This window comes from Companilactobacillus sp. HBUAS56275, assembly GCF_036913655.1.
GTDB classification, from domain to species: Bacteria; Bacillota; Bacilli; order Lactobacillales; family Lactobacillaceae; genus Companilactobacillus; species Companilactobacillus pullicola.
This window is the reverse complement of record NZ_JAYKKK010000001.1, coordinates 227,817-252,898: the sequence shown is the minus strand read 5'-3', so window position 1 is coordinate 252,898 and position 25,082 is coordinate 227,817. Positions and strand designations below refer to the sequence as shown.

Genomic DNA, 25,082 nt, shown 5'->3' with positions numbered 1-25,082 from the left:
CTTACTGACCAGAACTGTCAGTAGAAGATCCATTAGTAGTAGCGCCACCATTAGTAGAACTACCACTGTTACTATTGTTATTTGTTGTACCACCAGTATTCGAATCACCGGAATTTGATGAATTATTACTATCGCTACCGGAATTGTTATTATTTGTGGTACCACCATTACTGTTATTATTGCCAGTATTCGTGTTGTTATTGGAATTAGTATTTCCAGTATTTGAATTATTATTCGTAGTAGATGAGTCACTCGAATTATTAGTTGTTGTGTTATCACTATCACTACTGTTGCTGTCGGAATCTGATCCGGTACCAGTTTCAGTATTATCACTAGCACTCGTATCGTTGTCAGAATCGCTTGATTCAGATGAACTGCTTGAATGGTTATTCGTTGTTACTTCATTGCTGCTGGACTTAGATGCACTGCTTGATGAATAATCGGAATCCTTGTATGGATTTGCTGGTGCATGTCCTTTAACGAACAACTCTTTAGTGTAACTAGATGAACTGGAACTAGGAGAGGCTACCACTGGTGTCTCAGAACCAGAGTTTGAAATTCTCATTGAAACGACAGAACTTGGTTTCTTCCAGTTAGGATTGCTGTTAGTATTTTCAGCCAAATAACTCATTTCAGCTTTGTAAATCTTTCCAGCAACACTTTGATAAGTGGATGAAATACCATTCTGATTTGGAGAATCATAACCGGTCCAAACACTAATTGAATAATTCTTTGTATAACCGTTATACCATGAATCTTTAGCTGTACCGCTCAAAGCAGGATTTTGGGCAATAGAATTAGAGTCATAGTTGGTTGTACCAGTTTTACCAGCTTGATGTAAACCGGAGATATTAGCATAAGTAGCATAACTTGAAGGTACACCTTTAAGCATATCGGTAATCATGTAGGCGGTTGAATCTTTCATTGCTTGCTTACCATTTTTACCGTAAGTATGGGTGATCCCATCAGCCGTTTCGATCTTAGAAACATAGTATGGTTTGTAGTATGTCCCACCATTAGAAAAGGCAGAATAGGCTGCTGCACCTTGAAGTGATGAAACATTACCACCGATACCAACTGACAAACCATTTTCCTTAACCGTAATTCCTAATTTCTTAACAAAACTTTTAGCGTTAGAAAGTCCAACGGCTGATAAAGTTCTAACAGCTGGGATATTTCTTGAGTTAACTAAGGCCTTACGCATGCTCATTTGACCTTCGTATTGCTCATCCCAATCCTTCAATTGAATATTGGTACCGGCATAAGTATACTCAGTATCTTCCAATTGATGGTATGTAGACCAGTTTAGATTTTCAATGGCTGGAGCATAATCAAGTAGAGGTTTCATAGTAGAACCATTACTACGACCAGTCTGAACGGCACGGTTCAAACCAAATTGAACATTTCCAAGGTTACGGCCACCAATCATGGCTACGACTTTACCATTATTAGGGTTAACAACGGTTGCACCAACTTGTATCTTCGAATCAGGGAAGGATACATAGTTAGAAGAGTTAACAATATTGTAAAGACGTTTTTGGGCATCATAATCCATATTGACCGTGATTTTTAAGTTATCACGGTATGGATCAAAGCCCTTTTTCTTAACTTCGGTAATTGCTTCTTTAATATAAGGATCAGCGATAATTCGTTTAGAATTGTTGCTATTGCTTACCTTCTTATATGGTTGCAATCCTGAAGTAATCGGTGTATTCATAGCTTCATCGGCTTGAGCTTTAGTGATCTTGTTATTGTTGTACATTGCTTGAATAACTAAATCACGACGTTGCTTAGCTTCTGTTGGATGAGTGTAAGGATCATAATTACTTGGTGCATTTGGCAAACCAGCTAGCATTGCCATTTGCGGTAAACTCAATTGTTTTAAGTTCTTGCCATAATAGTACTTAGCACCAGTTTCAACACCATAGATACCATTATTCAAATAAACTTTGTTCATATAAAACTCAAGAATCTGTTGCTTTGAAAACTTTTGACTGACCCTCATTGCCAACCAAGCTTCCTGCATCTTACGTTTAAAAGTCTGATCTTTCGTTTCAGTAGAGAAGACCGTCAATTTAACTAATTGTTGGGTCAAAGTACTTCCACCTTGGAGAGTACCTTTAGTAACGTTGTTAAAAGCTGATTTAGCAATTCTGACAGGATCAATACCTAAAGGTTCATTGTAGAAATTCTTATCCTCAATAGAAACAACAGCGTCTTCCATTTGTTGTGGAACCTTATCGATAGTAACGTAATTTCTCTTATTATCGCCTAGAGACGCAATTTGCTTACCAGTGGAATCTACGATTGTTGAAGAACCACCACTTTGAAGGTTCTCTTGACTAACCGCTGGAGCACTGAAAGCGTAGTATACAAAGACAAACAAGAATATTCCGGCCAAGACAGCCACGATGGATAAGATCCATTTTAAAATATTTTTGAAAGTTAATATACTGGTATTCTTATTCTTCATTTTTTCTCCTTCCCACTTTCTATCAACTGTTGAACAGCCTTAATATAGGGTAAAGTAGGATTATAATCTGCTTTGATTTCGATGGAACTGTCGACGATATCTTTCAACTGTATTGATTTGGGACCATCGTTCTTTTGAGCATCCCAGTGTACAAAGATTTCATCAGCAGGCGTTACAAAATAGCGTTTTAATTCTACGTATTTTATAATGACAAAGCAAATGCCACCTTGTTTCTGACACATTTTAAGATGGTCAATTTGATGCTGATGAAAATTCTTTAACGGAAAAATATTCTTATTCTTAGTTTCCTTAGCTTCAAAATCAACGTAATAGCCATTGTACACACCATTATAATCAGTAGTAGAGGCATGGCGGAAGTAAGCTTCTCTAATAACAGCTTTACTTCTTTTAGGGTAATCTACCTTAACGATTTGAATCGGTGTTGGCTTCTTATATATTACCGCTATATCGTGACTACGATAATATTTATTACTTTCATTAATCTCTTCCTCAAGTGTCATACCGCGATCACCAAAAATCATTCTCTTTTTGGCACTCGTTTCACTAAGAGGAGATTGTGATGGTTTATTGTTAAAAGTTCGACCATCAGGATAGTTTATTTTCAAAATATCAACTCCCACTGTGCAAATTATACCATGATGCCGAAAATATTAATTAGAGGAGAATTCTTTATGATAAAAAATTTATGGGTAACCGGTTATCGGTCTTTTGAGCTAGGTATTTTTAAAGATAATGACCCAAAAGCCAAAGTAATTCAAGACTTTTTTCAAGAAAGACTAATTAATTATGCCGAAAATGGAACCGAATGGATCATAACCGGTGCACAATTAGGTACGGAACAAATTGTTGGCAAATCTATACAAGAAGTTAAGAAAAAAGGCTATAATATAAGACATGCAGTGATATTACCGTACGCTGAATTTGGAAACAAGTGGAATGAGAACAATCAGCTATTACTAAAAAATTTTTTAAGAAACGCTGACTATGTCAACAAAGTTTCCAATATGAGTTATCATTCAGGTAGACAATTAAGAGTATGGCAAGGTTTCATGTTGCAACATACTAATGGAGCTTTGATTTTTTACGATCCCGATAGTGGTGGCAAGCCCAAATATGATTACGAGGCAATCAAAGCCTATCAGGATGGCGGCAACGATTACCAATTAGAATTAATAGATTTTGATTCTATGCAGGATTTTGCTAATATGTTATCAGATAGCTAGTTTCAGTCGTTTTTAGAATAATAATTAACACTGGGGTGTTTAAAAAATGAACAACATGAATGGAATGAACCAAAACGGTAGTAATGGGAATAATAACGGCAATGAATTTGCTTTAAATTATCAACCCAACGATATCTTACAAAAAGAATTCAAGACAAAGATGAGAGGATACGATCCTAACGAAGTCGATCAATTCTTGGATGGCATAATTAAGGATTACGAAACATTTACAAGTGAAATCAGTCAATTGAAGGCTGAAAATGAAAGTCTCATGCAATCACGCAACATGAATGCAAATCCATCAGCACAACGTAGACCTCAAGTCCAAAATAGAAGACCACAACCTCAAGCTCAACAAAAGCCAGTTTCAAGTTCAATTGCTGAAGCTTCAACTAACTATGATATTTTGAGACGTCTTTCTAACTTGGAAAAACGTGTCTTCGGTCATGACTTTGCTAATGGTGTTCCCGAAAACAGTAATGACGGTGCCAAACAATTTGCTTCAGCTGTTGTTCCTAACAATATGAACAATGGTCATGATGGTGTTGAAAGTGGTCATACTGAGATCAATCCTAATATGAACAATGGCTTCAACAACCAAAATAATTTTCAAGGAAATCGCCCAATGAATGGGAATTCTGGACAAAATCAAAATAATTTTAATAATAATAACAATTTTAACAGATTTTAGTGTATACTACTTAAGTCGGTAAGTTACGAGTAATCGCGGTCTAGTTATCTAGGCTGAGGAAGGTCCACGCCCGCGCGAGCTGAGATGCTTGCAGTGTTTGTGCTTGGCCCAATAAGCCAAGGTACCTTCGGGTAACGGCAGCGAAAGCACTAAGGTCCTTTGACTATGTGTTAATAGCTTGAAAGTGCCACAGAGACGGATTATTGTGAGAAATTGCAATGGTGGAACGAGGTAAACCCCGCAAGCGGGCAACCCAAACTTTGGTAGGGGCGCTTCATAACGAGAAATGAATCTACTGTGAAGGCTTAATTGTAGATAGATGATTACTAACTGTGTTAGGATTGCCAGCCTAACATATGAACAGAACGTGGCCTATAGGAATTTATCGAGGCAAAGGGACGACTTGTTCGTCCTTTTTTTATACAATCAATTAAAAATTAAACTAAGAGGGAGCAATATGAAATTAATTGCGACTATGTCAAGCGGCTTTGAATCTGTAACCGCAAAAGAACTACAGAATTTGGGATACGATACAAAGACCGAGAACGGTAAGGTCTATTTTGACGGTGAATATGAAGATATTGCGAAAACTAACTTGTGGCTTCGCAGTGCTGATCGAATCAAAATTTTGATTGGTACTTTCAAAGCTACAACTTTCGAAGAATTATTCGATAAAGTTTATGCAATCGACTGGGATAATTGGCTACCTTTAAATGCAGCTTTCCCTATTAAGGCTAGAACTGTCAAATCACAATTACATTCTGAACGTGATATTCAAGCTATTACTAAAAAAGCTATTGTTAACAAAATGGCTGATGTTTTCATGCGTCGTGGACGTTTACCAGAGACTGGTGCAAAATTTCAAATTGAAACTCGTATTCATAAAGATATGGTTGAAGTAACACTTGATACAACCGGCGAATCACTTTATAAACGTGGTTACCGTGTGGAACATGGTGCTGCTCCATTGAAGGAAAATTTTGCGGCAGCAATGATTCTCTTGACTGTTTGGCATCCAGAAGAAGATCCATTCATGGACCCTACAACAGGTTCTGGTACAATTGCGATTGAAGCAGCTCGTATGGCGAAAAACATTGCTCCTGGTATCTTACGCCACTTCCTATTTGAGGATTTTGACTGGTTCGATCCTAAGATTCTCGCTAATCTTAAAGAAGAAGCCAAGGCTGGTGTCAAAAAAGATCTTGATTTAGATATTTTTGCCAGTGATATCGATGGATCAATGATCGACGTGGCTAAATTAAACGCTCACGATGCCGGTGTCTTACACGATATCCAATTCAAACAGATTGCTGTAAAGGATTTGAAGATCGAAGGAGAGTACGGAACAATTATTTCTAACCCTCCTTATGGTCAACGTATGAGTGACATGGCTGGCGTTAGAAAACTATATAAAGAAATGGGAGAAGTCTTCTCGACCGCTCCCACTTGGAATAAATATATTCTAACCAGTGATGTTGAATTTGAAAAATATTATGGTGAATTAGCTACTAAGAAACGTAAACTTTATAATGGTTCTATCAGAACTGATATGTACCAATACTGGGCAAAGCACTAAAGACTATTGCGTCTATGCAAGTCCCAAAGAATAACTAAAATAATAACGACGGTAACGATTAATGAAAAGATCCAAGACCATTCTTGGTTAGCCACGGGCAATTTCATATTCATACCGTAAAAACCTGATACGATCGTGGGGATGCTTAAAATGATAGTGTAAACTGTCAGCACCTTCATGGTCGTATTTGTTCTATTATTCAAAATATTGTTGTAAGTGTTAGAAATCCGATCAATAATATCGGAACTCAGATTGACTTGATTCTTGATCTGTTCAATTTCGATAACAGAATCATGAAGATGCTCGTGCGTAGCTTTAGTTAGGTGAAGTTGTTGGACTTTCCCACTAGAAATGAGCTCTATCTCATTTAAAACAGTTGCATTGCCATTAATGGCGGTACTCAAATAAGTAGTTAGATCCTGTAATTCAGCCAGATCCAAAATTTGGCTTTCTGAGGAACGATGTTTCTTGATCAATCGTTGAATCTTATTTCTTGTAGAGTCGGTTTCGCTGATCTGATCGCTGTAATCACTGGAAATCTGATCAAAAGTATGAAAAATCAACTCCCAAAGCAGGTCTTCTCGGCCTTCATTAAAGTTTTCTTTTGCGTACAGGAGATAATCTCTCACATAATGAGTAGCGTCATTTGTAAACAAAAAGAGCTGCTTATCTTTGATGGCAAAAGAAATGGGTAAGACTCTTTGGGATAAGTCGTTACTCTGTTCATTTTCGTTTTGTACATTGTAGACAATCAGAAAAGTCTGACTGTATTCATCATATTCAAATCGAGCACGTTCATTTTCATCATCAGCGTAATCAAGAATCTCATTGGTTAAACTGTAGTTTTCAATTAAAGAAGTTCGGTCTGAATTGCTTAAATTGGTGGTTGAATGAACATCCACTAATGTATAATTTTGGTCTAACGCTTTTTCATTAATCATTTTTTATCCCCTTATTAAGGATAATGATACCAAAAATAAAAAGTGGGTTGAGAATTATTTTTCTCAATCCACTTTTTTATATGAATAAGTAGGTTATGGTGTGAATAATTTCAATAATTCAACTTCGGGAATACCCTTGAAGTAGTCATCCAAATTAAATTGGTCTAATACTTTTAAAATATCTTCACGATCAAATTTAACATTCAATAATTTTTGTTTAATATCATTAACATCTTTCATACCAAAGAAATCACCGTATATTTCAACGTTTTCAACTTTACCACTTTCAATATTGTAACGAATATCAACCGTTCCCATATCGAAGTGTTTTCTTTGTTTAGCAGTGAAAGCAGGGGACTTGCCATAAACCCAATCCCAATTGTAGTAATATTTCTCTTTGATCTTATCAATTTCTTTTTGGTCTTCAGGAGTAACAATGTATTCACGATCTTTAATGTCATCCAAGTTATCGGCGTGGAATAATTCCAATAGTAATTTATCACGGAATTGTTCAGTTGTTAGATCTTGATACTCAGGTGCTAGATAAGGACGTAAGTTAGTTACACGACTTCTGATCGATTTAATACCCTTAGAGGCAATCTTGTCCTTTTGAACATGTAAAGCCTTTGTTAGGACATCTAGATCCACATCAAGTGACAAAGTTCCATGTGAGAATGTTTTACCATTTCTAGAATACATAGCATTGCCAGAGAATTTCTTTCCATCAACTAATAGGTCGTTTCGACCAGAAACTTCAGCGGTAGTTGCACCCATTTGGTGAAGGGCGTCGATGATTGGTTGTGTGAATGACTTGAAGTCACCAAAATTCTTATCATCTGAGTCAACCACAAAACTAAAACAAAGGTTACCTAGATCTTGATAAACTGCACCACCACCAGAAATTCTGCGGGTTACAGTAATGTGATTATCGGCTATATAATCACTGTTGATTTCTTCGATCGTATTTTGATTACGACCAACAATGATACAAGGTTTTTCAATGTAGAAAAGGACTAGTGGCTCATCGAATTCAACATTGTTCATTAAATATTGTTCGGTAGCAAGGTTATCACGAATATCGCGATCTTTCATAACAACGTAGTACATAAAAAGTACCTCCTCATCTGAATTGGAAACGTTTTTATACTAGCACAGTTATCAATTTTTAGAAACAAATTAACCACGGTTTTTACGTAACGATAACATTTTCTGATGAACTAGAGCGTGAGCTTCGCGATTATCCTTATCTGCTATGTGTTTGATGAAGTAACTTGGAAATTCTTCTAAATTCTGCAAAATTTCATCCAATATTGCTTGATAATGTTTTGAATACCTTTTTTCAACACTATCGACCACAATTTGACTGTCAGAATGAATTAAAACTATCTCATCGTTCCAATGATTTTTTATAATTTTATCCAAAGCTATTTTTAATGCCATAAATTCTAAAAAGTGATTATCATCAGAATTTTGAGCTTGAGCATCAGTATAAATTTTATTATCAAGCCTTATTACAAAGCTAACGACGCCTAGATTTAAATTAGTATTTAATCCGGCATCGGTGTACAATTTAATCATATTTATTAAAACCTTTCAGGAGAAATTATGTCAAAGAAACATTTTGTTCAACCAGCAGGCCCATGGGGAATCATAATGTGGTCGCTTGCGCTCAGTCTTGTATGTTTGGGGATTATTTTACAACTGGAGATAATGTCTTTGAGTATTGTTCCGTTCTTAGTTTGGATTCTAGACGCAGTCTACGTAATCTATATTATATCTAACTCTTGGGTGAAGTTTACAAATAGTCAAGTTGTTATCAAGGAACCTTACTACAAAACGCGTATTTTTGAGAGTAAAGATGTTAATATTAGGGCGAATAACCAATGGACTTTGGAATTTAGTTTCAGTAATCATGATTATTTTCCATTTAAGATTACTTCCACAAAGGGTATTTTAAAATTAATTAGAAAAGAAGCAGGTGAAAGCAATGTCATTTCCAAGTGATATCGAAATTGCTCAAATAAATGAGCACGATAATATGAAAAATATTAACGAAATTGCCAACAAAATCGGTTTGACACCAGATGATATTGAACCATATGGACACTATAAAGCTAAGTTTTCTGGTCGCAGTATTGCCAAATCAATGGAAAAAGACGATGGAAAACTTATTTTAGTTACATCGATCAATCCAACTCCAGCCGGAGAGGGTAAATCAACTGTCGCTATCGGATTAGCTGATTCACTTCAATCATTGGGCAAGAAAACTGTTCTAGCATTACGTGAACCTTCATTAGGACCTGTCATGGGTATGAAGGGTGGCGCCACTGGTGGTGGTTACGCTCAAGTAGTTCCTATGGAAGATATTAATTTACATTTTACAGGCGATATGCACGCCTTAACTTCAGCTGTTAACACTTTAGCAGCTTTGATCGATAACCATATTCACCAAGGGAACCAATTAAACATTGATCCTCGTCGTATTGTTTGGAAACGTGCTTTAGATATTAATGATCGTGCCTTAAGAAATACCGTTATTGGTTTGGGTGGACCATTTAACTCCATGCCACGTGAAGAACACTTTGAAATTACGGTTGCCAGTGAATTAATGGCTGTCCTTTGCTTAGCTCAAGACATTGATGATTTGAAAGAAAGAATCTCAAGTATCTTGATTGCTTATACTTTTGACAAGAAACCTATCTTTGTTCGTGACTTACACATTGAAGGGGCAATCACAGTTCTATTAAAAGATGCTTTGAAACCTAACTTGGTACAAACACTTGAAAACACACCAGCTATCATTCATGGTGGTCCATTCGCTAATATTGCCCATGGATGTAACAGTATCTTAGCTACTAAACTAGCTATGAAACTAGGCGACTACGCTGTCACAGAAGCTGGATTTGGTGCTGATCTTGGTGGCGAGAAGTTCATGGATATCGTAACTCCTAGATTGAGTCACGCTCCAAATGCTATCGTCATTGTTGCCACAATTCGTGCTTTGAAGTACAACGGTGGTCAGGCTCTTAGTGACATTCAAAATGAAGATCTCAACGCTTTGAATCTTGGTTTCAAGAATTTGAAACGTCATATTCACAACATGCGTTATTATCATGTGCCAGTTGTCGTAGCTATCAACAAGTTTGCAACTGATACAGATAACGAAATCAAACTTTTGATCAGTCTCTGTGATGAAGTAGGCGTTGATGTACAACTCGCTGAAATCCATCATGAAGGTAGCAAGGGTGGACAAGCTCTAGCTAAAGCTGTTATTAAAGCAACTGAAAAGGAATCACAATACACTCGTCTTTATGAAGACGAAGAGACTACCGAAGCTAAAATCGCTACGATTGCTTCTGAAGTTTATGGTGCTAACAACGTTGAATACAGTAAAAAGGCTAGAAATCAATTACAAGTATTAAAAGATAATGCTTGGGATGACCTACCAATCTGTGTTGCCAAAACACAATATTCACTTAGTGATGATCCTAAACGTCTTGGTAGTCCTAAAGACTTTACACTTCACGTTACTGATATCGTGCCAAAACTTGGTGCCGGATTCGTCGTTGTCTTAACTGGTAACATTATGACAATGCCTGGTTTACCAAAGAAACCCGCTGCCTTGAATATGGATGTTGATAATGAAGGAACTATTGGAGGATTATTCTAGTGCAGTTGATTTATTGGTTGCTTTGCGCAATCTTAATTGTTGGTGATCAGGGACTTAAATTTTATGTCACCAATAATATTGCTCCAATGAGTGTCCATGAGTTTATTCCAGGAATTCTGTCTATAACACATATCACTAATACTGGTGCAGCTTGGAGTATGCTTGAAGGGAAGATGATGTTCTTTTATCTAGTAACTATCATTGCTGTCGTAGTGTTAGTTTATCTTTTCATCAAAGCTGCTAAAAATGAATACATGTATCGTTTTGCTCTGATTTTCCTTTTAGCGGGAACAATTGGTAACGCAATTGATCGTTTTAGTAGACATTTTGTGGTAGATATGTTTAATTTAGATTTTATGAATTTTCCAATATTTAATTTAGCGGACACTTATATTACGATTGGTGTAATATTAATAATTGTATCTTTGTTTGTCCAATTAGCAGGTGAGAAAAATAATAAGTAAGTCTTTCGAATTAGAATACAGTGAACCAAAGAAGAATCGTTTAGACGCCTATTTGAATAGTGAATTAGACGATTTAACCAGATCTCAGATCCAAAAATTAATTAAAGAACAACACATCCTAGTCAATGGTCAGCCAGTTAGTAAAACTGGCTACAAGATCGTAGCTAACGACAAGATCACGGTCAATATCCCTGAAGAAGAACCTATTAAGGCTGTTCCTGAAGATATTCCAATCGACGTCGTCTATGAAGATCAAGATGTGATTGTCGTCAATAAACCCCAGGGAATGGTTGTCCATCCCGCTGCCGGTCATCCAGATAAGACACTCGTAAATGCTATCTTATATCACAGTAAGATCAATGATGACGATGTAGTACGTCCAGGAATCGTGCACCGTATCGATAAGGACACTTCAGGGCTACTCATGATTGCTAAAAATAATTTAGCTAAACAATCATTGATGAAACAGTTAAAAGATAAAAGTAATTTACGTGAATATCTGGCAATTGTTCATGGTAACTTTAAAGAGAAAAAAGGAAAGATCAACGCTCCTTTAGGCAGATCAAAGTTTGATCGTAAAAAGCAAGCCGTCGTCGAAGATGGTCGTCATGCCGTAACTCACTTTGAAGTTCTAGAACAATTTGAGGACTACTCGTTACTGAAATTGAAACTGGAAACTGGTCGAACTCATCAAATCAGAGTTCATATGCAATATATTGGTCATCCTGTTGCAGGAGATCCTTTGTATGGCCCTAAGAATACGTTACCTGGTAAGGGACAATTCTTACATGCTCAGACACTTGGATTTGAGCATCCCAGAACTCATGAGTGGATGCAATTTTCAATCGAGCCTCCAAAAATTTTTCAAGAGACTCTTAAGCAATTACGTTCTCAACATTAAGTCGTGCTATAATCTACAAATAGAATTGTGTGCGATTATAAAATAAATTGAAGCACTCACTTTGTGAGTGCTTTTTTGAAAGTAGGGAAAAATATGGCTAAAGAAATTATTGACGGTCAAACAATGACTAGAGCTTTGACACGTATAACTTATGAAATTATTGAAAGAAATAAGGGGATTGAAGATTTAGTCCTTGTCGGAATTAAAACACGCGGAGTTTTCGTAGCTCACCGTATTGAGTCACGTTTAAAACAGTTGGAAAATATCTCTATTCCTGTCGCTGAATTGGATATAACTCCATATCGCGACGACAAAACACACGAAGAAAAGGATATTTCCGAAGTAAAGACTCAGCCTTTAGATATCGATATCAATAACAAACACATTATTTTAACTGACGATGTTTTATACACAGGACGTACGATTCGTGCAGCTATGGATGCCTTAATGAGTTCAGGTCGTCCAAAGAAAATTTCTTTGGCTGTATTGGTTGATCGTGGACATCGTGAATTGCCAATCCGCGCTGATTTTGTTGGAAAAAATATACCAACTTCTCAAAAAGAGAAAATCAAAGTTTCGATGAAAGAAATCGATGGAGAAGATAAGATTGAAATCGAATAACTACAATTTTTGAGGAGTTGCTAAAAATGAAACGTTATTTAATCTTAGAAGACGGAACTGTGTTTCCTGGAGAAGGGTTCGGATCTTCTATCATTACCACGGGACAATTGGTAATATCAAATAATCGTACTGGAATTGAACAATCCGTAACCGATCCTAATGCCGAGGGTCAAATTATTGCATTCACAATTCCTTCTGTTGGTAGCTCAGGAATTAATCGAGATTTTTATGAATCTATCAATTCACAATGTAAGGGTGTCGTTATCGGTTCATCAAGCACTTCGACTGTTGATGATTCCGTATCCTTTCAAGACTGGATCGCCAGTTTAAGAATACCTGGAATTAAGAACGTTGATGTCAGAGCTTTATCAAGACACATCGCCGAACATGGTGAAATGAAAGCTAGTATCATGGATACCCATGATGAACATGCTATCGACCAAATTAAGGCGTTAGTTTTACCACCCGATTTGGTTAAAAGAGTCTCAACACGACAATCGTATCCCAATCCTAATACTGGCTTGAAGATTGTTATTGTTGACTTAGGATTAAAGTATTCTATTTTACGTCAATTATCATACCGAGATTGTAATTCTATTATTGTCAATTACAACTCGACTGCAAAAGAAATCGAGAACTTGCATCCCGATGGCATAATCTATTCTAATGGACCAGGTAATCCTAAGGATCTGCCAAATGTCATCAAGACTATTCAAATTTTACAAAAGAGACATCCAATTTTGGGTATTGGCTTAGGTAACTTGTTGATAGCTTTAGCTAATGATTGTCAAATAATTCCATTAGCTAATCCACATCACGAATCTTCATTGGCAGTTAAGGAAGTCGCCAGTGGCAAGATTGATTTTGTAAACCATAATCATTCTTATACCTTGGACCAAAAATATATCGGTTCATCCGATTTTATCGTTACCAACATTTGTGTGGCTGATGGAACGATTGAAGGTATCCGTCATGAATATTTACCAATTATGGGGGTACTCTTCGAACCAGAAGCTGCGCCGGGACCAACTGATGGTTATTATGTCTTCGATGAATTTATTGATTTGATCGATTCAGTTAAACAACAAGAGGGGGCTGGAAATCAATGGAATTAAACGAAGTACACACAATTCTAATTATCGGCCCAACAATTAGTGATAAAAATGTTGATTTGTCGACCGCACTTTACGATACAGTAGATATCTTGCACCAATTAGGATACAAACTCTCTATTATCGTCGAAGATCCAACTTCACTGCTTTCTTCAGGTAGTTTTTTCGATAAAACTATTGTTGAAAAAGTCAGCGGTGAAAATGTTTTAAAATTTGTTCAAAAATATCATCCTGACGCTATTTTGCCAACAGTAGGGGACCGTAATGCTCTGGGAATCGTATCCAGTCTGAATGGTAAAATTGGCACCACTAAGATACTAGGAGCAAATTACGCATCTTCTTTAGCTACTTTTAAACGTGATTTGTTCATCAAACGTTTGAACAAAGCTAAATTACCAGTTATTAACTTCATCTCTTCAGATGATGAAAAAGAAATTTATAGTTTTATCCGTTCAATTGGTTTTCCCATTATTGCCAGAAGACGTTACTCTAATCGTCATTCTAGTGGTTGGACTAATATCAACAATCTATTTGAACTTGATAATTTTATGGCTTTAGATGATTTGGATGACACCAAGATTGAAATCGAAAGAAGTATTCGTGGTTTTAGTGAATATTCCTTTACGATTTTAAGAGATAGTTTTGACAACTCATCATTAGTAGGCACAATTGAAGATATTGAGCCTATTGGTATTCATCATCTGGATTCCAATTTAATATCGCCAGCAATTTCTCTGAACGATTCTAAATTACAACGTTTAAGAAATTATTCGATCAAATTAGCACGAGTTTTCAATATCGTGGGAGTCTGTACCGTTCATTTTGCTTACAATCACACTACTAACGAAAGCTATATAACCGAATTTATCCCTCGTTTGAGTGAGGAAACTAAGTTCCTTGAATATGCGACAAGTTACCCTGTAGCTACAGCCGTTGCTGAATTGTGTGTTGGTTTTCATTTGGACAAGTTGCAACTAGATGCTGGTAACTTTTTCAACGGTGCAACTGAACCTTTCGTTGATCATATCACTTCACGTTTCCCACAGTGGAATACGCCTGGTCAAAAATATCTGGGTCCTAGTAAAACTTCGAACTCCAGCATTATCGTTAATGGCTTCAGTCTTGAAGAAGTCCTTAACAAGGGCGCTCTCAATGACAAATTAAATAATAATTTTAAACGTTATGAAGAACTTCGTAAGTTAGATGATGATGAGTTATTTGAAAAAATCATTCATCCTACTAACTGGATGTTAGATGTTTTGATGGAAGCAATGCGTCGAAACTTTGAAAAACCTGTCTTATCAGAAATTACTGGCATCAACATGCCATACTTGACGGCTTTGCAAAATATCATTGATAATAGCTTGATTATCCGTGAAGGTGAAATCGATGGTAATAACGTCGAACGCATGGTTGAAATGGGTGTCAAAGGCGTTGGCCATAGTAAATTATTGTTGGACAGTCCTGATATTGTTACTAAGTCGGTTGTAAAGAGTAAGACATCTATTTCTGTAGCTAATAAGGATTATCCTAACCATAACTACTTTGTTACGAGTGGTATCAATAATGAGTTGGAATTAAGCGACCGCAAAAAAATTATTGTTCGTACACCAATCATCACGTCTAAAACTGATACAACTATCAGACAATTTGTTTTGTTCCAATTAGCTAAGTCGATTGATCAAAATGGTTTGGAACCTATCATAATTGGCCGTGAACCTTGGAACGCACCACTAGTAATGCGCCGAAAGATCGTTGAAATTGACGATCCTCATATGGAAATGAGCTCATTGGATTTGATACCTAGTAAGAGTATTTTAAATATTATCGATTTATCAAAGAATCTAGTTGATACAGACGATAAACGTGTTTTTCAATTCAGTGCGCAAGAGATTAAAAATATGGATCTCAAGGCCAATACTTCTGCCAGAGTAATGGTTGTTTCCGATGGAGAAAACTTCCTAGTACCATCAGTTATTTACCGAACTAAGAAAAATAATCATCTCTATGAAGTTAGTTCCGTCAATAATTTTATGACACAGTCTAACTATGATGAATTTAACCATTTGATTGCTCAAGAATTAGAGAAAGACGATCAAGTCGCTATCTATAATTTTGAAATGATCAAACAAGAGGATCACTGGTTAGTAACTAAGAAGTATCGTGGCATGACTAACGATATTATTCGACACGAATTAGCTAGTTCGGTTCATGTTATTGATACGCTGGTGAAGTTGTTGCTCGGAAATAAGATAGGCGCTGACTTATCATTGGATGAAATATTCAATAATGCTGACGAGCAGTATCTTTTAACGATTGACGACAAACGCTATAAGTTATTGAATAAAGAAGAAATGCAAAAGACTGTAGATGAATTAGATTAAAAAAACGAGTAAACCAATTCCCAAAAGAATGGTTTACTCGTTTTTTAGATTATTTAGCTTTTAAATCAGCCACTAGTTGACGATCTGGATCAACTAAAATCGTCTTTTGACCCTCAAAGATAACGTAACCTGGTTTAGCACCATTAGGTTTACGAATATTTTTGATTTTAACGTAATCAACGGGAACTTTGCTTGAATCACGAGCCTTTGAATAATAGGCTGCAATCGTTGCGGCTTCAGTAATTGACTGTTCATCGGGATCGCTAGACTTCAAGATAACGTGTGAACCAGGAATATCTTTCACATGGAACCAGTAGTGATTCTTTTGTGACAACTTCATGGTTAGCTGATCATTTTCGATATTATTCTTACCAACAACAATATCTACACCAGTCGATGATTGGAATTCTTCACCAACATGCTTCTTACGTTTCTTACGTCCATTACGACGTTTTTTCTTGATATAGCCGGAATCAACTAATTCGTCAACAATACCATCGACATCTTCAATGTCAACATACTCAAGAGATGCCAACACAGACTCTAAGTAATTAACCTCATTAGTAGTTATCTCTAACTGCTCTTTGATATGAGGAATCGAGTTTTGTAACTTACGATATTTCTTGTAATAGTGCTGAGCATTGTCAGAAGGGGAGTACTCTGGATTCAACTTAATTTTGACATCTTCGTTATTGTAATAGTTATTCAAAACAATCGAACTAGCTCCACGTTTAACTTGTGACATATAAGTCGTCAACAATTCACCGTAAAGATTATATTTTGCCATAATATCAGTTTGTGACAACTGTTTATTAAGCTTTTTGATCTTGGATTTATCTTTTTTCAAGATAATATCCAAACGATGGGTAATACTCTTAGTTTGTTGCTCAATACGGTCAACTCTAGCCTTATCAAGATAATAATTATCCAAGAGCTCACTCAAACTAGTATAAGTATTAACTATTTCGGTTGTATTATTAAACCCAATAGGGAAAAAACCTAATTTGTGTTTATCATTTGAATTGGCTGTGTTTGGAGCTAAGTGATTTTCATATAGATCGATGAAATCATCCAGTGATCCGCCAGCTGCGACAAATTTTTCTAATTCGGCGGAAGTGTCTAAGCCAATTCCTTCATACTTTTGACGAATATCGGCTGCTGAGAAATCTTTAAGATTTTCATCTTTCGTTGAAAATGGATTGATTTTATTCTGTGCAGGCGGTAACTTATAATCGTCCCCAGGTAGAAGGCCACGGAAGCTATTATTCTCTGGAGAAACACGTTTAATTAGGTCAATGATCTTGCCATTTTCCTTATTTACAAGAAAAATATTGCTGTGTCGACTCATGATTTCAATGATCAATCGATATTCGTGAATATCGCCTAGTTCATTCTTAGCACTTAAATCGACCATTACGATACGGTCATTATTTAATTGCTTGAAATCTTGAACAATCGCACTAGTGATATACTTTCTTAATGACATAACAAAAGTTGAAGGTTTTGCAGGGTTAGCGAAGGGCTGATCCGTAATTTGAACTCTTGCGTATGAGGGATGAGCTGATAATAATAGTTGTTGATTCTTGCGATTACTTCTAATTGTAAGGATCAATTCATTAGCGAACGGTTGTTGAATTTTAGCAATTCTGCCGCCGCGGAGGTTCTGATTCAATTCGTTTACCATCACATGGGTAAACATTCCGTCAAAGGACATATTTGACTTCCTCTCTATATTACATGATAAATTCTGAAACTTTTGCAGTGTAACAAATATAAACCTGATTGAATATGATATAATTTAAGGGTTATACAATCATTATACGTAACCAAACAAGGAATTGATAAATTTATGAAAATAGCCATTGTAACAGATAGTACATCTTATTTGCCACAAGAAACAGTCGATAAATATAATATAACAGTTGTGCCGATAGAGGTAGTATTTAATACCAAAACATATCGTGAAGATATTGATATTACTACATCTCAATTCTACGAACTCTTACACGAATCGCCAGAATTACCCTCAACAGCTCAACCTTCAATTGGTGAAATGATGAACGTATACGACAAGCTGGCTAAAGAAGGCTATGATACCGTAATTTCGATTCATTTAGCAAGTACTATTTCTGGGTTTGTAAATAATCTAAAAAGTGCTGCTCAAACTATTGAAGATATCAATGTCGTTGTTTATGATTCACATATCACTGTACGCCTAATGGGCTATTTAGCTCAAGAGGCTGCCAGAATGGCTCAAGAAGATAAACCGCTTGGCGAAATTCTCGATCGTTTGGATGATCTAAGAAGTTCAATTGGTGAATCTTTTGTGGTAAATGATTTGAAGAATTTAGTTAAAGGTGGAAGATTATCAAACACTTCTGCCGTTATTGGTACCATGTTAAATATTAAGCCATTATTAGAATTTGATGAAGACAGTCATAAAATCGTTGCTTACGATAAAGTTCGTTCCATGAAAAAAGCTAAGTTAAAAGCTGAAGAAAAATTAGCTGATGCAATGGAAGAAGCACCGTATCCCCTTCGTTTGTTGGTGATTGACGCTGACGATAAGAAAGACGGCGACCAGTGGGCAAGCGAATTACATGAAAAATACCCTGACATCACGTTGGATCGCTCATACTTTGGACCTGTAATTGGTGCTCATTTAGGTAAGGATGCACTGGCAATTGCTTGGATCAAAGATTTTGATAAAGCATAATTAAAAGCCCTATGGCTTTTTTATTTTACCGAAATAATATAAAATATTTATTATAAATAATGCTTTATAAATGCTTTCATTGAGTTAAAATGAGTGTAACCATTATTTTCACAAGGAAAAGGGGAGTATCATGTTTTCTAAAACTAAGAGAGCAGCTATTTTAATAGCCGCAAGTGCACTTCTTGCAACAAGTTTGGGAGGAAATATTGTTTACGCTGATACAACTTCAGCTGATGCCAATACTTCTGTAACAAATACTACTGCAACTAACAATGACACTACGACAAATACTGCTGATAAGGGTACTAGTGTATCAACTGCCACAAATAATAATAGTGATACAAATAATCAAGTTGTAAATCCAGCAACTAAGACACCATCTAATGATACAACAAGTTTAACTAATAGTGACACCAATACCGCTTCTACAACAACTGCTAAAACACAAGCAACCTATAACAATATTGACGTTGTTGCTGTCAAGAAGGCTATGGTGGCTGAATTAAATCGTCTCCGTGCACAAAATGGACTTACAGCTTTGACTTCTGTAGCTACATTGAACAATTACGCACAGTCAAGAACTGAAAGCTTCACAAGTACCGGAGTTGATAATCACGCTGGCTGGAATTCAGCTAATATGTATCCATATTACTTAGATGCCGAAGAAAATATTGCTCAAATGCCATATTCAATGTTAGGCACATCTGATCCAACTGTTATCGCTCAAAAGATTACACACGAATTTTACAGTGAAATGTACGACCCCGAACCTAACTATGGTCACAGAAAGAACATGCTTAACCCTTACATCAATTATGTTGGTGTTGGCGTAAGTATCGGTTCCGACGGTATGGTTTACTTCTCACAAGAAATGGGTAACGATCAAGCCGCTCATAGTAAGTACAATGCTGATGATATTTATGCATACTACTTAACTAATGAAAATGATTATTCAAACGTTTCTAAATATGACATTGCAGACAGCAATCGCACAAATGCCGATTATGTTAGCCGCGACAATTATGCCGTAGCTGACATCAGAGGTGGAGTTACAACTAAGAACAAGATGACTACCATTTATGATCGAAATGGTAACAAACGTGTCGATATGGCCTTAGGTCCTGACACTTCATGGCGTTCAGATATTATTGCAATTATTGATGGTAACTTCTTCTACCATGTAAGTACCAACGGTTTCGTTTCCGCTGACGATGCTCTACCATGGGCAAGCTTCTTATCAGGTACAACCGTAACAGCAACAACTACTGCCAAGGTTTACACTGACAGTGGTGTTTACGCAGGATATACTGTAGCTCCTAGATCTTCATGGATTGTTGATCGTCGTGCCGTTAATCCAACAACTAATATTAAAATGTACCGTATCGGTACTAACGCTTGGATTCAACAAAATGAATTAGCTTTGAACTAGAAAATGCATATAAGCCATCAGAACAATTAAGTTCTGGTGGCTTATTTTAGTTATACTAATAAAGGAACGTTACATATTAAATATTTATATGAAATAATTAATAGTGAGGGCTTTAAAAATGAAATTAACTGGTTATGAAGATCTACGTGTTCAACGGACAATTTCAAATATATATAAGGCATTTGAAGAACTGATTTGTGAGAAAGAATATCAAAAAATCACAGTCAAAGAATTGGCAGAACTGGCGCAGATCAATAAAAAAACATTCTATAGATACTATCCAACACTTGATGATTTATTAGCTGAGATGCAGGCTCAATATGCAAAAGAATACTTGAAAGAGATTGAAGATTTTCAATATCCTAGAGACCTTGCTAAAAGTGTCCGTGCTTTCTTCACATACTCGGCCAAACAGGGAGAAGCTTATGATAAAATCACTTCTAGTTCTGTAGGGGGATACGTAGGTATCCGTAAACAGATGATCGATACTGTAATGAATCCCACCTGGGGACAATCCAAGGAGTTTAATCTACTTGATGATTGGAAAAAGCAAATCTTATTACAATATGTAGAGCAAACTGGAATTAGTGTTTATAAACAGTGGGTCGATAATGGTAAAAAAGAACCAATCGATGATGTCATTGATGCCACAATTGCCTTAATGCAAGGTGGAGTCGATAATTTTTTGAAAAAGAATAAATAGAAAACAGACGTTGATTTATAGTGACGTCTATTTTTTTTGCCCAAAATTTGTAACTTTATGACACCTTTTTGTTGAAAGAGTTACTTATGTCACTAATTGGAAAACATTGCCCATTTTTTGGAATCATCAGTCGTTGCATAATGAATTCATCGCAAAGAAACGAGGCATTAATTATGACAATAAAAATTAGTGAAGAAAAAAAGGTAGCAACGGTTGTTCGTCAACAAGTATCAGGTATGGTTGATGGTAATTTAGATATCTTGAATAAAGTGATTGCACCAAATGCAAAGTTTATTCATATTACCGGAGCTGTTCAAAGCAAAGACGAATGGCTGAAACAAATTAAGATTGGTAGAATGCACTACTTCAATAGTAAAGAAAAGTTAATGCAAGTTGAAATAGATGGAAACAATGCTTTAGTGATTTCGAGAAATGAACTAGACGCTAGAATCTATGGTTTTCGTAATACTTGGCCTCTTCAATCAAGAACTGAATTAACAAAAAATAATAATGGTCAGTGGCAAATCATTAAGTCACAGGCCGAGATGTATTAGGGAGAGGAAAAAGTATGACAAAAAGAAGAATGGCAATCGCAACAATTGCATTATTAATCGCTAATTTTATGGGTGGTTTAGATGCCACAATTGTTAATACAGCTTTACCAGCAATTACGAGTGATTTAAATGGAATCAGACTGATTGGCTGGATCAGTTCAATTTTTCTATTAGGGACTGCCGTTACCACCGTTTTATGGGGACGAGTTGGTGAAATAATTGGGAAAAAATTAACTTTTCAAATTTCATTAATGTTATTTGTTATCAGTTCCGCAGTCGGAGGTATGTCAACGAACATGGTTATGTTGATTATCGCCAGGGCCTTTATGGGAATTGGTGCCGGTGGAATGGTTTCTATTCCGTTTATTATTTACGCAGATATTTATCCCAATCCTTCACAACGTGCGAAAGCTTTAGGCTGGGTAACTGCTTCATATACACTTTCAACCGTAGTGGGACCACTGATTGGTGGTTGGTTAGTCGATACATTATCTTGGCATTGGGTTTTCTTTATTAATTTGCCAATTGGAATTATTTCTCTATTGATGTTGCAGTTTACCTATCAAGAAAATAGAACCGAAACTATTGATAAATCTTTTGATTATTTGGGTTCAGGCATGTTAATCCTTACCTTAATAGTTTTGTTGTTTGCTAGTGACTCCATTGCTTCAAGTCTGACTAGAGCCGTGATTTTATTAATTATTGGTTTAATTTTGATGGTTATTTTCTATCGAATTGAAGCTTCCAAGAAGAATCCATTAGTTCCAACCGAACTACTAAAGAATTGGAGAATTCAGTCACAAAACGTCATTATGTTTCTAATCAATGGCTTCTTCATTGGATACAGTGTTTATGCTCCAATGTGGTCTCAAGGACTACTCGGAACTAATGCAACCTATGGTGGTTTAACACAAATCGGTGGATCAGTTCTATTACTATTAGGAACACGTCTTACAGCTAGATTAATGCCGAAAATCTCTTACAAGAGAATTGTCATGATAGGAAGTATTAGTATCTTTATTTCCGCATTGGCGATGGTCATGGCAACACAATACTCTCCATACTGGTGGTTATTAATTAGTGGTGCTTTTGAAGGTTTTGGCATGGGATTGTCGTTCACACCGATGCAAGTGTCATTACAAGACGGTGTTAGAAAAGAATTGATCAGTGTTTCTACAACTTTTGGATTGTTATTCCGTACTCTAGGTCAAACATTTATGTCCGCCATTTTCGGAGCCATCTTGAGTATTAGTACAGCTAGTCAAGTGGGTGGAAAAATAACCAGTCGTATGATCAATAAATTAACTGACGCATCTTCTGCTAAAACTTTACCTCAAGATTTATTGCCACAACTACGAACTATTCTCTTTAATGGTCTGCATACTATTATGTTGATTGGATTTGTTTTGGTAGTGGTTGCTATTATTATCAATCTCACAAGAAAAGAACCGGAAAAACAGCTTAGATAAAATTTATTGTCACACATTTATAAAAACAGTGGCATAAGTAACTAATTAAAAAATATTGACCATTTTTTTATATCTGTCGAGACCCCATAATGGGTCTTGTAAACAAGAATTATTAAAAATTAAGGAGCATTTTTTATTATGAATACACAAGAAATTTCAGATCGCATTGAATTAAAGGAACTAGTAGATTTATTTTCAAATTACTCAGATACAAGGGAAAACGATAAACAGGTAGCACTCTTTACCGAAAATGGTGTTGTAAATATTATTAATGACGGCAAAATCAGTTTCACTCTTAATGGAAGAAAAGAAATCTTTAATGCTTTCAGCTCATCAATGGACGAATATTCAGCCGTATTTCACATGAGTGGTCAACAAACAGTTGATTTTGTAGATGCGACTCACGCTAATGGCGTTGCTTATAACTATGTTGTACTAGTCAAAAATAACGATGAAAATAAGGCGGTTACAACTAAAGAGGGCGTTAGATACCAAGACAAGTATGAAAAGGTCAATGGCAAGTGGTTGATCGCTGAACGTAATTCAAACTTTATCTGGCATACCGAAGAAATTAAATAATTTACTTGGAGATATTATTATGAAAAATATATTAATTATTGGAGCAACCGGTTCGATCGGCAATGCAGTAAGACAGATATTTTTAAGAGAAACAGATGCTCAGTTAACGTTATTTTCCAGAAGAGCTAATAGATTAAAATTAGATGATTCTAGAGAAAAGTCTATTTCAGGAAGTGTAACAGACGATACTGAATTGGCACTGGCAGTAAAAAATCAGGATTTCGTTTTCGTGGCTTTAAGTGGTGATATGAAGACATTTGCCGAGCATATTGTAAAAGTAATGGATCAGGAAAATGTTCAAAGACTAGTATTCATCACAACAATGGGTATCTATCAAGAGATCCCTTCTTGGTTAGGTGATTCTCCAGAACCTTATAGCAACGGTGTTTTACGGCCATTCAGAGAAGCCGCAGATTTAATTGAACAATCAGACTTGAACTATACAATCATTCGTCCTGGTTGGTATACCAACGGTCCTGTTAATTATGAAATTACACAAAAGGGTGAACCGTTCGGCGGACACGATGTTTCCAGAAATAGTATTGCCGACTATGTTGTTAAATTAAGCGAAAATGACACCTTAGATAATAGGTCAAGTGTAGGAATCAACGAAGGTTAGGAGAAAATTATGGATAAAAAAATTAAATTAAACAATGGCATTGAAATGCCAACTTTAGGGTTTGGAGTATTTCAAATTCCCGATTACGATGACTGTAAACAAGCAATTTTACAAGCACTTAAAAATGGATACCGTTTGATTGACACTGCTGCAGCTTATCTGAATGAAGGTGCTGTGGGTGACGCAATCAAAGAAAGCGGCATTGATCGAAAAGAGATTTTCATAACAACCAAACTTTGGGTACAAGATGCAGGTTATGAAAATACTCAAAAGGCTATTGATGCTTCACTAAAAAGATTAGGTTTGGATTATATTGATCTATATTTGATTCATCAGCCACTTGGCGACGTCTATAGTTCATGGAGAGCAATGGAAGATGCCTATAAGGCAGGAAAATTAAAATCGATTGGTGTAGCCAATTTTGAAAATGACAGACTACAAGATTTGATGATGCACAATGAAATCAAACCAGCAGTTGACCAAATTGAATTGCATCCCTTCTTTGCCCAACCAGAACGTGTTCAATGGTTGTTAGATAACGACATCGTACCAGAGGCTTGGGGACCATTTGCTGAAGGAAAACAAGGTATCTTTACTAACTCCACAATCAAGAAAATTGCCGATAATCATGGTAAAACAAATGGTCAAGTAATTTTGAGATGGTTGAACCAACGTAATATTGTCGTTATTCCTAAATCTGTTCACGAATCCAGAATTATTGAAAATGCTGATATTTTTGATTTTGCTTTGAATGATTCAGAAATGAAGCAGATGGAATCCTTAGATCAAGGAGTCAGTTTGTTTGGTAATATGCACGATCCACAAACTGTTAAACAACTTGGTAGTGCTAAATTTGATTATTAGAATCACAGTATTAATTACGAGAATAGCCCTCACGTACTTATTTTTATAAGCGCATGGGGGCTATTTCAATTT

General features: G+C 36.1%; 23 protein-coding genes, 1 other RNA gene and 1 pseudogene. 19 read left to right on the top strand and 6 right to left on the bottom strand.

Going from position 1 to position 25,082, the window contains the following annotated elements:
• Position 1: 1 nt before the first annotated feature.
• The gene (locus tag U8526_RS01245; protein ID WP_334340150.1) at positions 2-2,473 is read right to left on the bottom strand and encodes a transglycosylase domain-containing protein; all 2,472 of its coding nucleotides are present in this window, start codon (positions 2,471-2,473) and stop codon (positions 2-4) included.
• Entirely contained in the window at positions 2,470-3,099 is a 630-nt protein-coding gene (gene recU, locus U8526_RS01240; protein ID WP_334340149.1) for a Holliday junction resolvase RecU, read from the bottom strand. Before recU ends, U8526_RS01245 begins: the two co-directional genes overlap by 4 nt.
• A gap of 66 nt (positions 3,100-3,165) precedes the next feature.
• Here recU and U8526_RS01235 point away from each other — a divergent pair, with 66 nt between their 5' ends.
• The 4 genes and pseudogenes from U8526_RS01235 (at position 3,166) to U8526_RS01220 (ending at position 5,984) form a co-directional block, all read left to right on the top strand.
• Positions 3,166-3,717, top strand: coding sequence for an SLOG family protein (locus U8526_RS01235; protein ID WP_334340148.1), 552 nt, complete (start codon positions 3,166-3,168; stop codon positions 3,715-3,717).
• Positions 3,718-3,781: 64 nt separating this feature from the next.
• A pseudogene (gpsB, locus tag U8526_RS01230) lies at positions 3,782-4,204 on the top strand (cell division regulator GpsB); the annotation flags it as partial.
• A gap of 225 nt (positions 4,205-4,429) precedes the next feature.
• Positions 4,430-4,788, top strand: an RNA gene (gene rnpB, locus U8526_RS01225) — RNase P RNA component class B.
• A gap of 77 nt (positions 4,789-4,865) precedes the next feature.
• Complete coding sequence (locus tag U8526_RS01220) at positions 4,866-5,984, top strand: THUMP domain-containing class I SAM-dependent RNA methyltransferase (RefSeq protein WP_334340145.1); 1,119 nt, start codon at positions 4,866-4,868, stop codon at positions 5,982-5,984.
• Here the strand turns inward: U8526_RS01220 and U8526_RS01215 are convergent.
• The 3 genes from U8526_RS01215 to U8526_RS01205 form a co-directional block, all read right to left on the bottom strand.
• Positions 5,981-6,925 carry a magnesium transporter CorA family protein gene (locus U8526_RS01215; protein ID WP_334340144.1) on the bottom strand — a complete coding sequence of 315 codons (945 nt, stop codon included), beginning with the start codon at positions 6,923-6,925 and terminating at the stop codon, positions 5,981-5,983. The genes U8526_RS01220 and U8526_RS01215 overlap by 4 nt on opposite strands.
• Positions 6,926-7,018: 93 nt before the next feature.
• Positions 7,019-8,032 carry a lipoate--protein ligase gene (locus U8526_RS01210; protein WP_334340143.1) on the bottom strand — a complete coding sequence of 338 codons (1,014 nt, stop codon included), beginning with the start codon at positions 8,030-8,032 and terminating at the stop codon, positions 7,019-7,021.
• Positions 8,033-8,101: 69 nt separating this feature from the next.
• Positions 8,102-8,503 (bottom strand): reverse transcriptase-like protein, encoded by a 402-nt coding sequence (locus U8526_RS01205; RefSeq protein WP_334340142.1) that lies wholly within the window; start codon positions 8,501-8,503, stop codon positions 8,102-8,104.
• A 27-nt stretch (positions 8,504-8,530) separates the two neighbouring features.
• Between U8526_RS01205 and U8526_RS01200 the strand changes: the two genes are divergently transcribed.
• From U8526_RS01200 to U8526_RS01170, 7 genes are all read left to right on the top strand, one after another.
• Positions 8,531-8,929, top strand: a complete 399-nt coding sequence (locus tag U8526_RS01200; protein ID WP_334340141.1) for an EbsA family protein — start codon at positions 8,531-8,533, stop codon at positions 8,927-8,929.
• The gene (locus U8526_RS01195) at positions 8,913-10,595 is read left to right on the top strand and encodes a formate--tetrahydrofolate ligase (RefSeq protein ID WP_334340139.1); all 1,683 of its coding nucleotides are present in this window, start codon (positions 8,913-8,915) and stop codon (positions 10,593-10,595) included. The genes U8526_RS01200 and U8526_RS01195 overlap by 17 nt, the downstream gene beginning before the upstream one ends.
• Positions 10,595-11,059 (top strand): signal peptidase II, encoded by a 465-nt coding sequence (gene lspA / locus U8526_RS01190; RefSeq protein ID WP_334340138.1) that lies wholly within the window; start codon positions 10,595-10,597, stop codon positions 11,057-11,059. The genes U8526_RS01195 and lspA overlap by 1 nt, the downstream gene beginning before the upstream one ends.
• On the top strand, positions 11,052-11,960 hold the full coding sequence (locus U8526_RS01185; RefSeq protein ID WP_334340611.1) for an RluA family pseudouridine synthase: 909 nt from the start codon (positions 11,052-11,054) through the stop codon (positions 11,958-11,960). The genes lspA and U8526_RS01185 overlap by 8 nt, the downstream gene beginning before the upstream one ends.
• Positions 11,961-12,053: 93 nt before the next feature.
• On the top strand, positions 12,054-12,581 hold the full coding sequence (pyrR, locus tag U8526_RS01180) for a bifunctional pyr operon transcriptional regulator/uracil phosphoribosyltransferase PyrR (protein WP_334340137.1): 528 nt from the start codon (positions 12,054-12,056) through the stop codon (positions 12,579-12,581).
• A gap of 26 nt (positions 12,582-12,607) precedes the next feature.
• Positions 12,608-13,696 (top strand): carbamoyl phosphate synthase small subunit, encoded by a 1,089-nt coding sequence (locus tag U8526_RS01175; protein WP_334340135.1) that lies wholly within the window; start codon positions 12,608-12,610, stop codon positions 13,694-13,696.
• Positions 13,687-16,077: an ATP-binding protein gene (locus tag U8526_RS01170; RefSeq protein WP_334340134.1), complete on the top strand. Its 2,391-nt coding sequence runs from the start codon at positions 13,687-13,689 to the stop codon at positions 16,075-16,077. Before U8526_RS01175 ends, U8526_RS01170 begins: the two co-directional genes overlap by 10 nt.
• 49 nt (positions 16,078-16,126) lie before the next feature.
• Here U8526_RS01170 and U8526_RS01165 read toward each other — a convergent pair whose 3' ends face one another.
• Positions 16,127-17,791 carry an Rqc2 family fibronectin-binding protein gene (locus U8526_RS01165; RefSeq protein WP_334340133.1) on the bottom strand — a complete coding sequence of 555 codons (1,665 nt, stop codon included), beginning with the start codon at positions 17,789-17,791 and terminating at the stop codon, positions 16,127-16,129.
• Positions 17,792-17,926: 135 nt separating this feature from the next.
• Between U8526_RS01165 and U8526_RS01160 the strand changes: the two genes are divergently transcribed.
• The 8 genes from U8526_RS01160 to U8526_RS01125 all read left to right on the top strand — a co-directional run bounded on the left by U8526_RS01160 (position 17,927) and on the right by U8526_RS01125 (position 25,010).
• Complete coding sequence (locus tag U8526_RS01160) at positions 17,927-18,793, top strand: DegV family protein (protein WP_334340132.1); 867 nt, start codon at positions 17,927-17,929, stop codon at positions 18,791-18,793.
• Between the two features lie 130 nt (positions 18,794-18,923).
• A complete protein-coding gene (locus tag U8526_RS01155; RefSeq protein WP_334340131.1) occupies positions 18,924-20,222 on the top strand; it encodes a CAP domain-containing protein in 1,299 nt (432 codons plus the stop codon).
• Between the two features lie 118 nt (positions 20,223-20,340).
• A complete protein-coding gene (locus U8526_RS01150) occupies positions 20,341-20,925 on the top strand; it encodes a TetR/AcrR family transcriptional regulator (protein WP_334340130.1) in 585 nt (194 codons plus the stop codon).
• Positions 20,926-21,098: 173 nt separating this feature from the next.
• Positions 21,099-21,479 (top strand): nuclear transport factor 2 family protein, encoded by a 381-nt coding sequence (locus U8526_RS01145; protein WP_334340129.1) that lies wholly within the window; start codon positions 21,099-21,101, stop codon positions 21,477-21,479.
• A 14-nt stretch (positions 21,480-21,493) separates the two neighbouring features.
• On the top strand, positions 21,494-22,948 hold the full coding sequence (locus U8526_RS01140; RefSeq protein WP_334340128.1) for an MFS transporter: 1,455 nt from the start codon (positions 21,494-21,496) through the stop codon (positions 22,946-22,948).
• 138 nt (positions 22,949-23,086) lie between these two features.
• Positions 23,087-23,527 carry a nuclear transport factor 2 family protein gene (locus U8526_RS01135; protein ID WP_334340127.1) on the top strand — a complete coding sequence of 147 codons (441 nt, stop codon included), beginning with the start codon at positions 23,087-23,089 and terminating at the stop codon, positions 23,525-23,527.
• Between the two features lie 19 nt (positions 23,528-23,546).
• On the top strand, positions 23,547-24,146 hold the full coding sequence (locus tag U8526_RS01130; RefSeq protein ID WP_334340126.1) for an NAD(P)H-binding protein: 600 nt from the start codon (positions 23,547-23,549) through the stop codon (positions 24,144-24,146).
• 9 nt (positions 24,147-24,155) lie between these two features.
• The gene (locus U8526_RS01125; protein WP_334340125.1) at positions 24,156-25,010 is read left to right on the top strand and encodes an aldo/keto reductase; all 855 of its coding nucleotides are present in this window, start codon (positions 24,156-24,158) and stop codon (positions 25,008-25,010) included.
• The last annotated feature ends 72 nt before the right edge of the window (positions 25,011-25,082 follow it).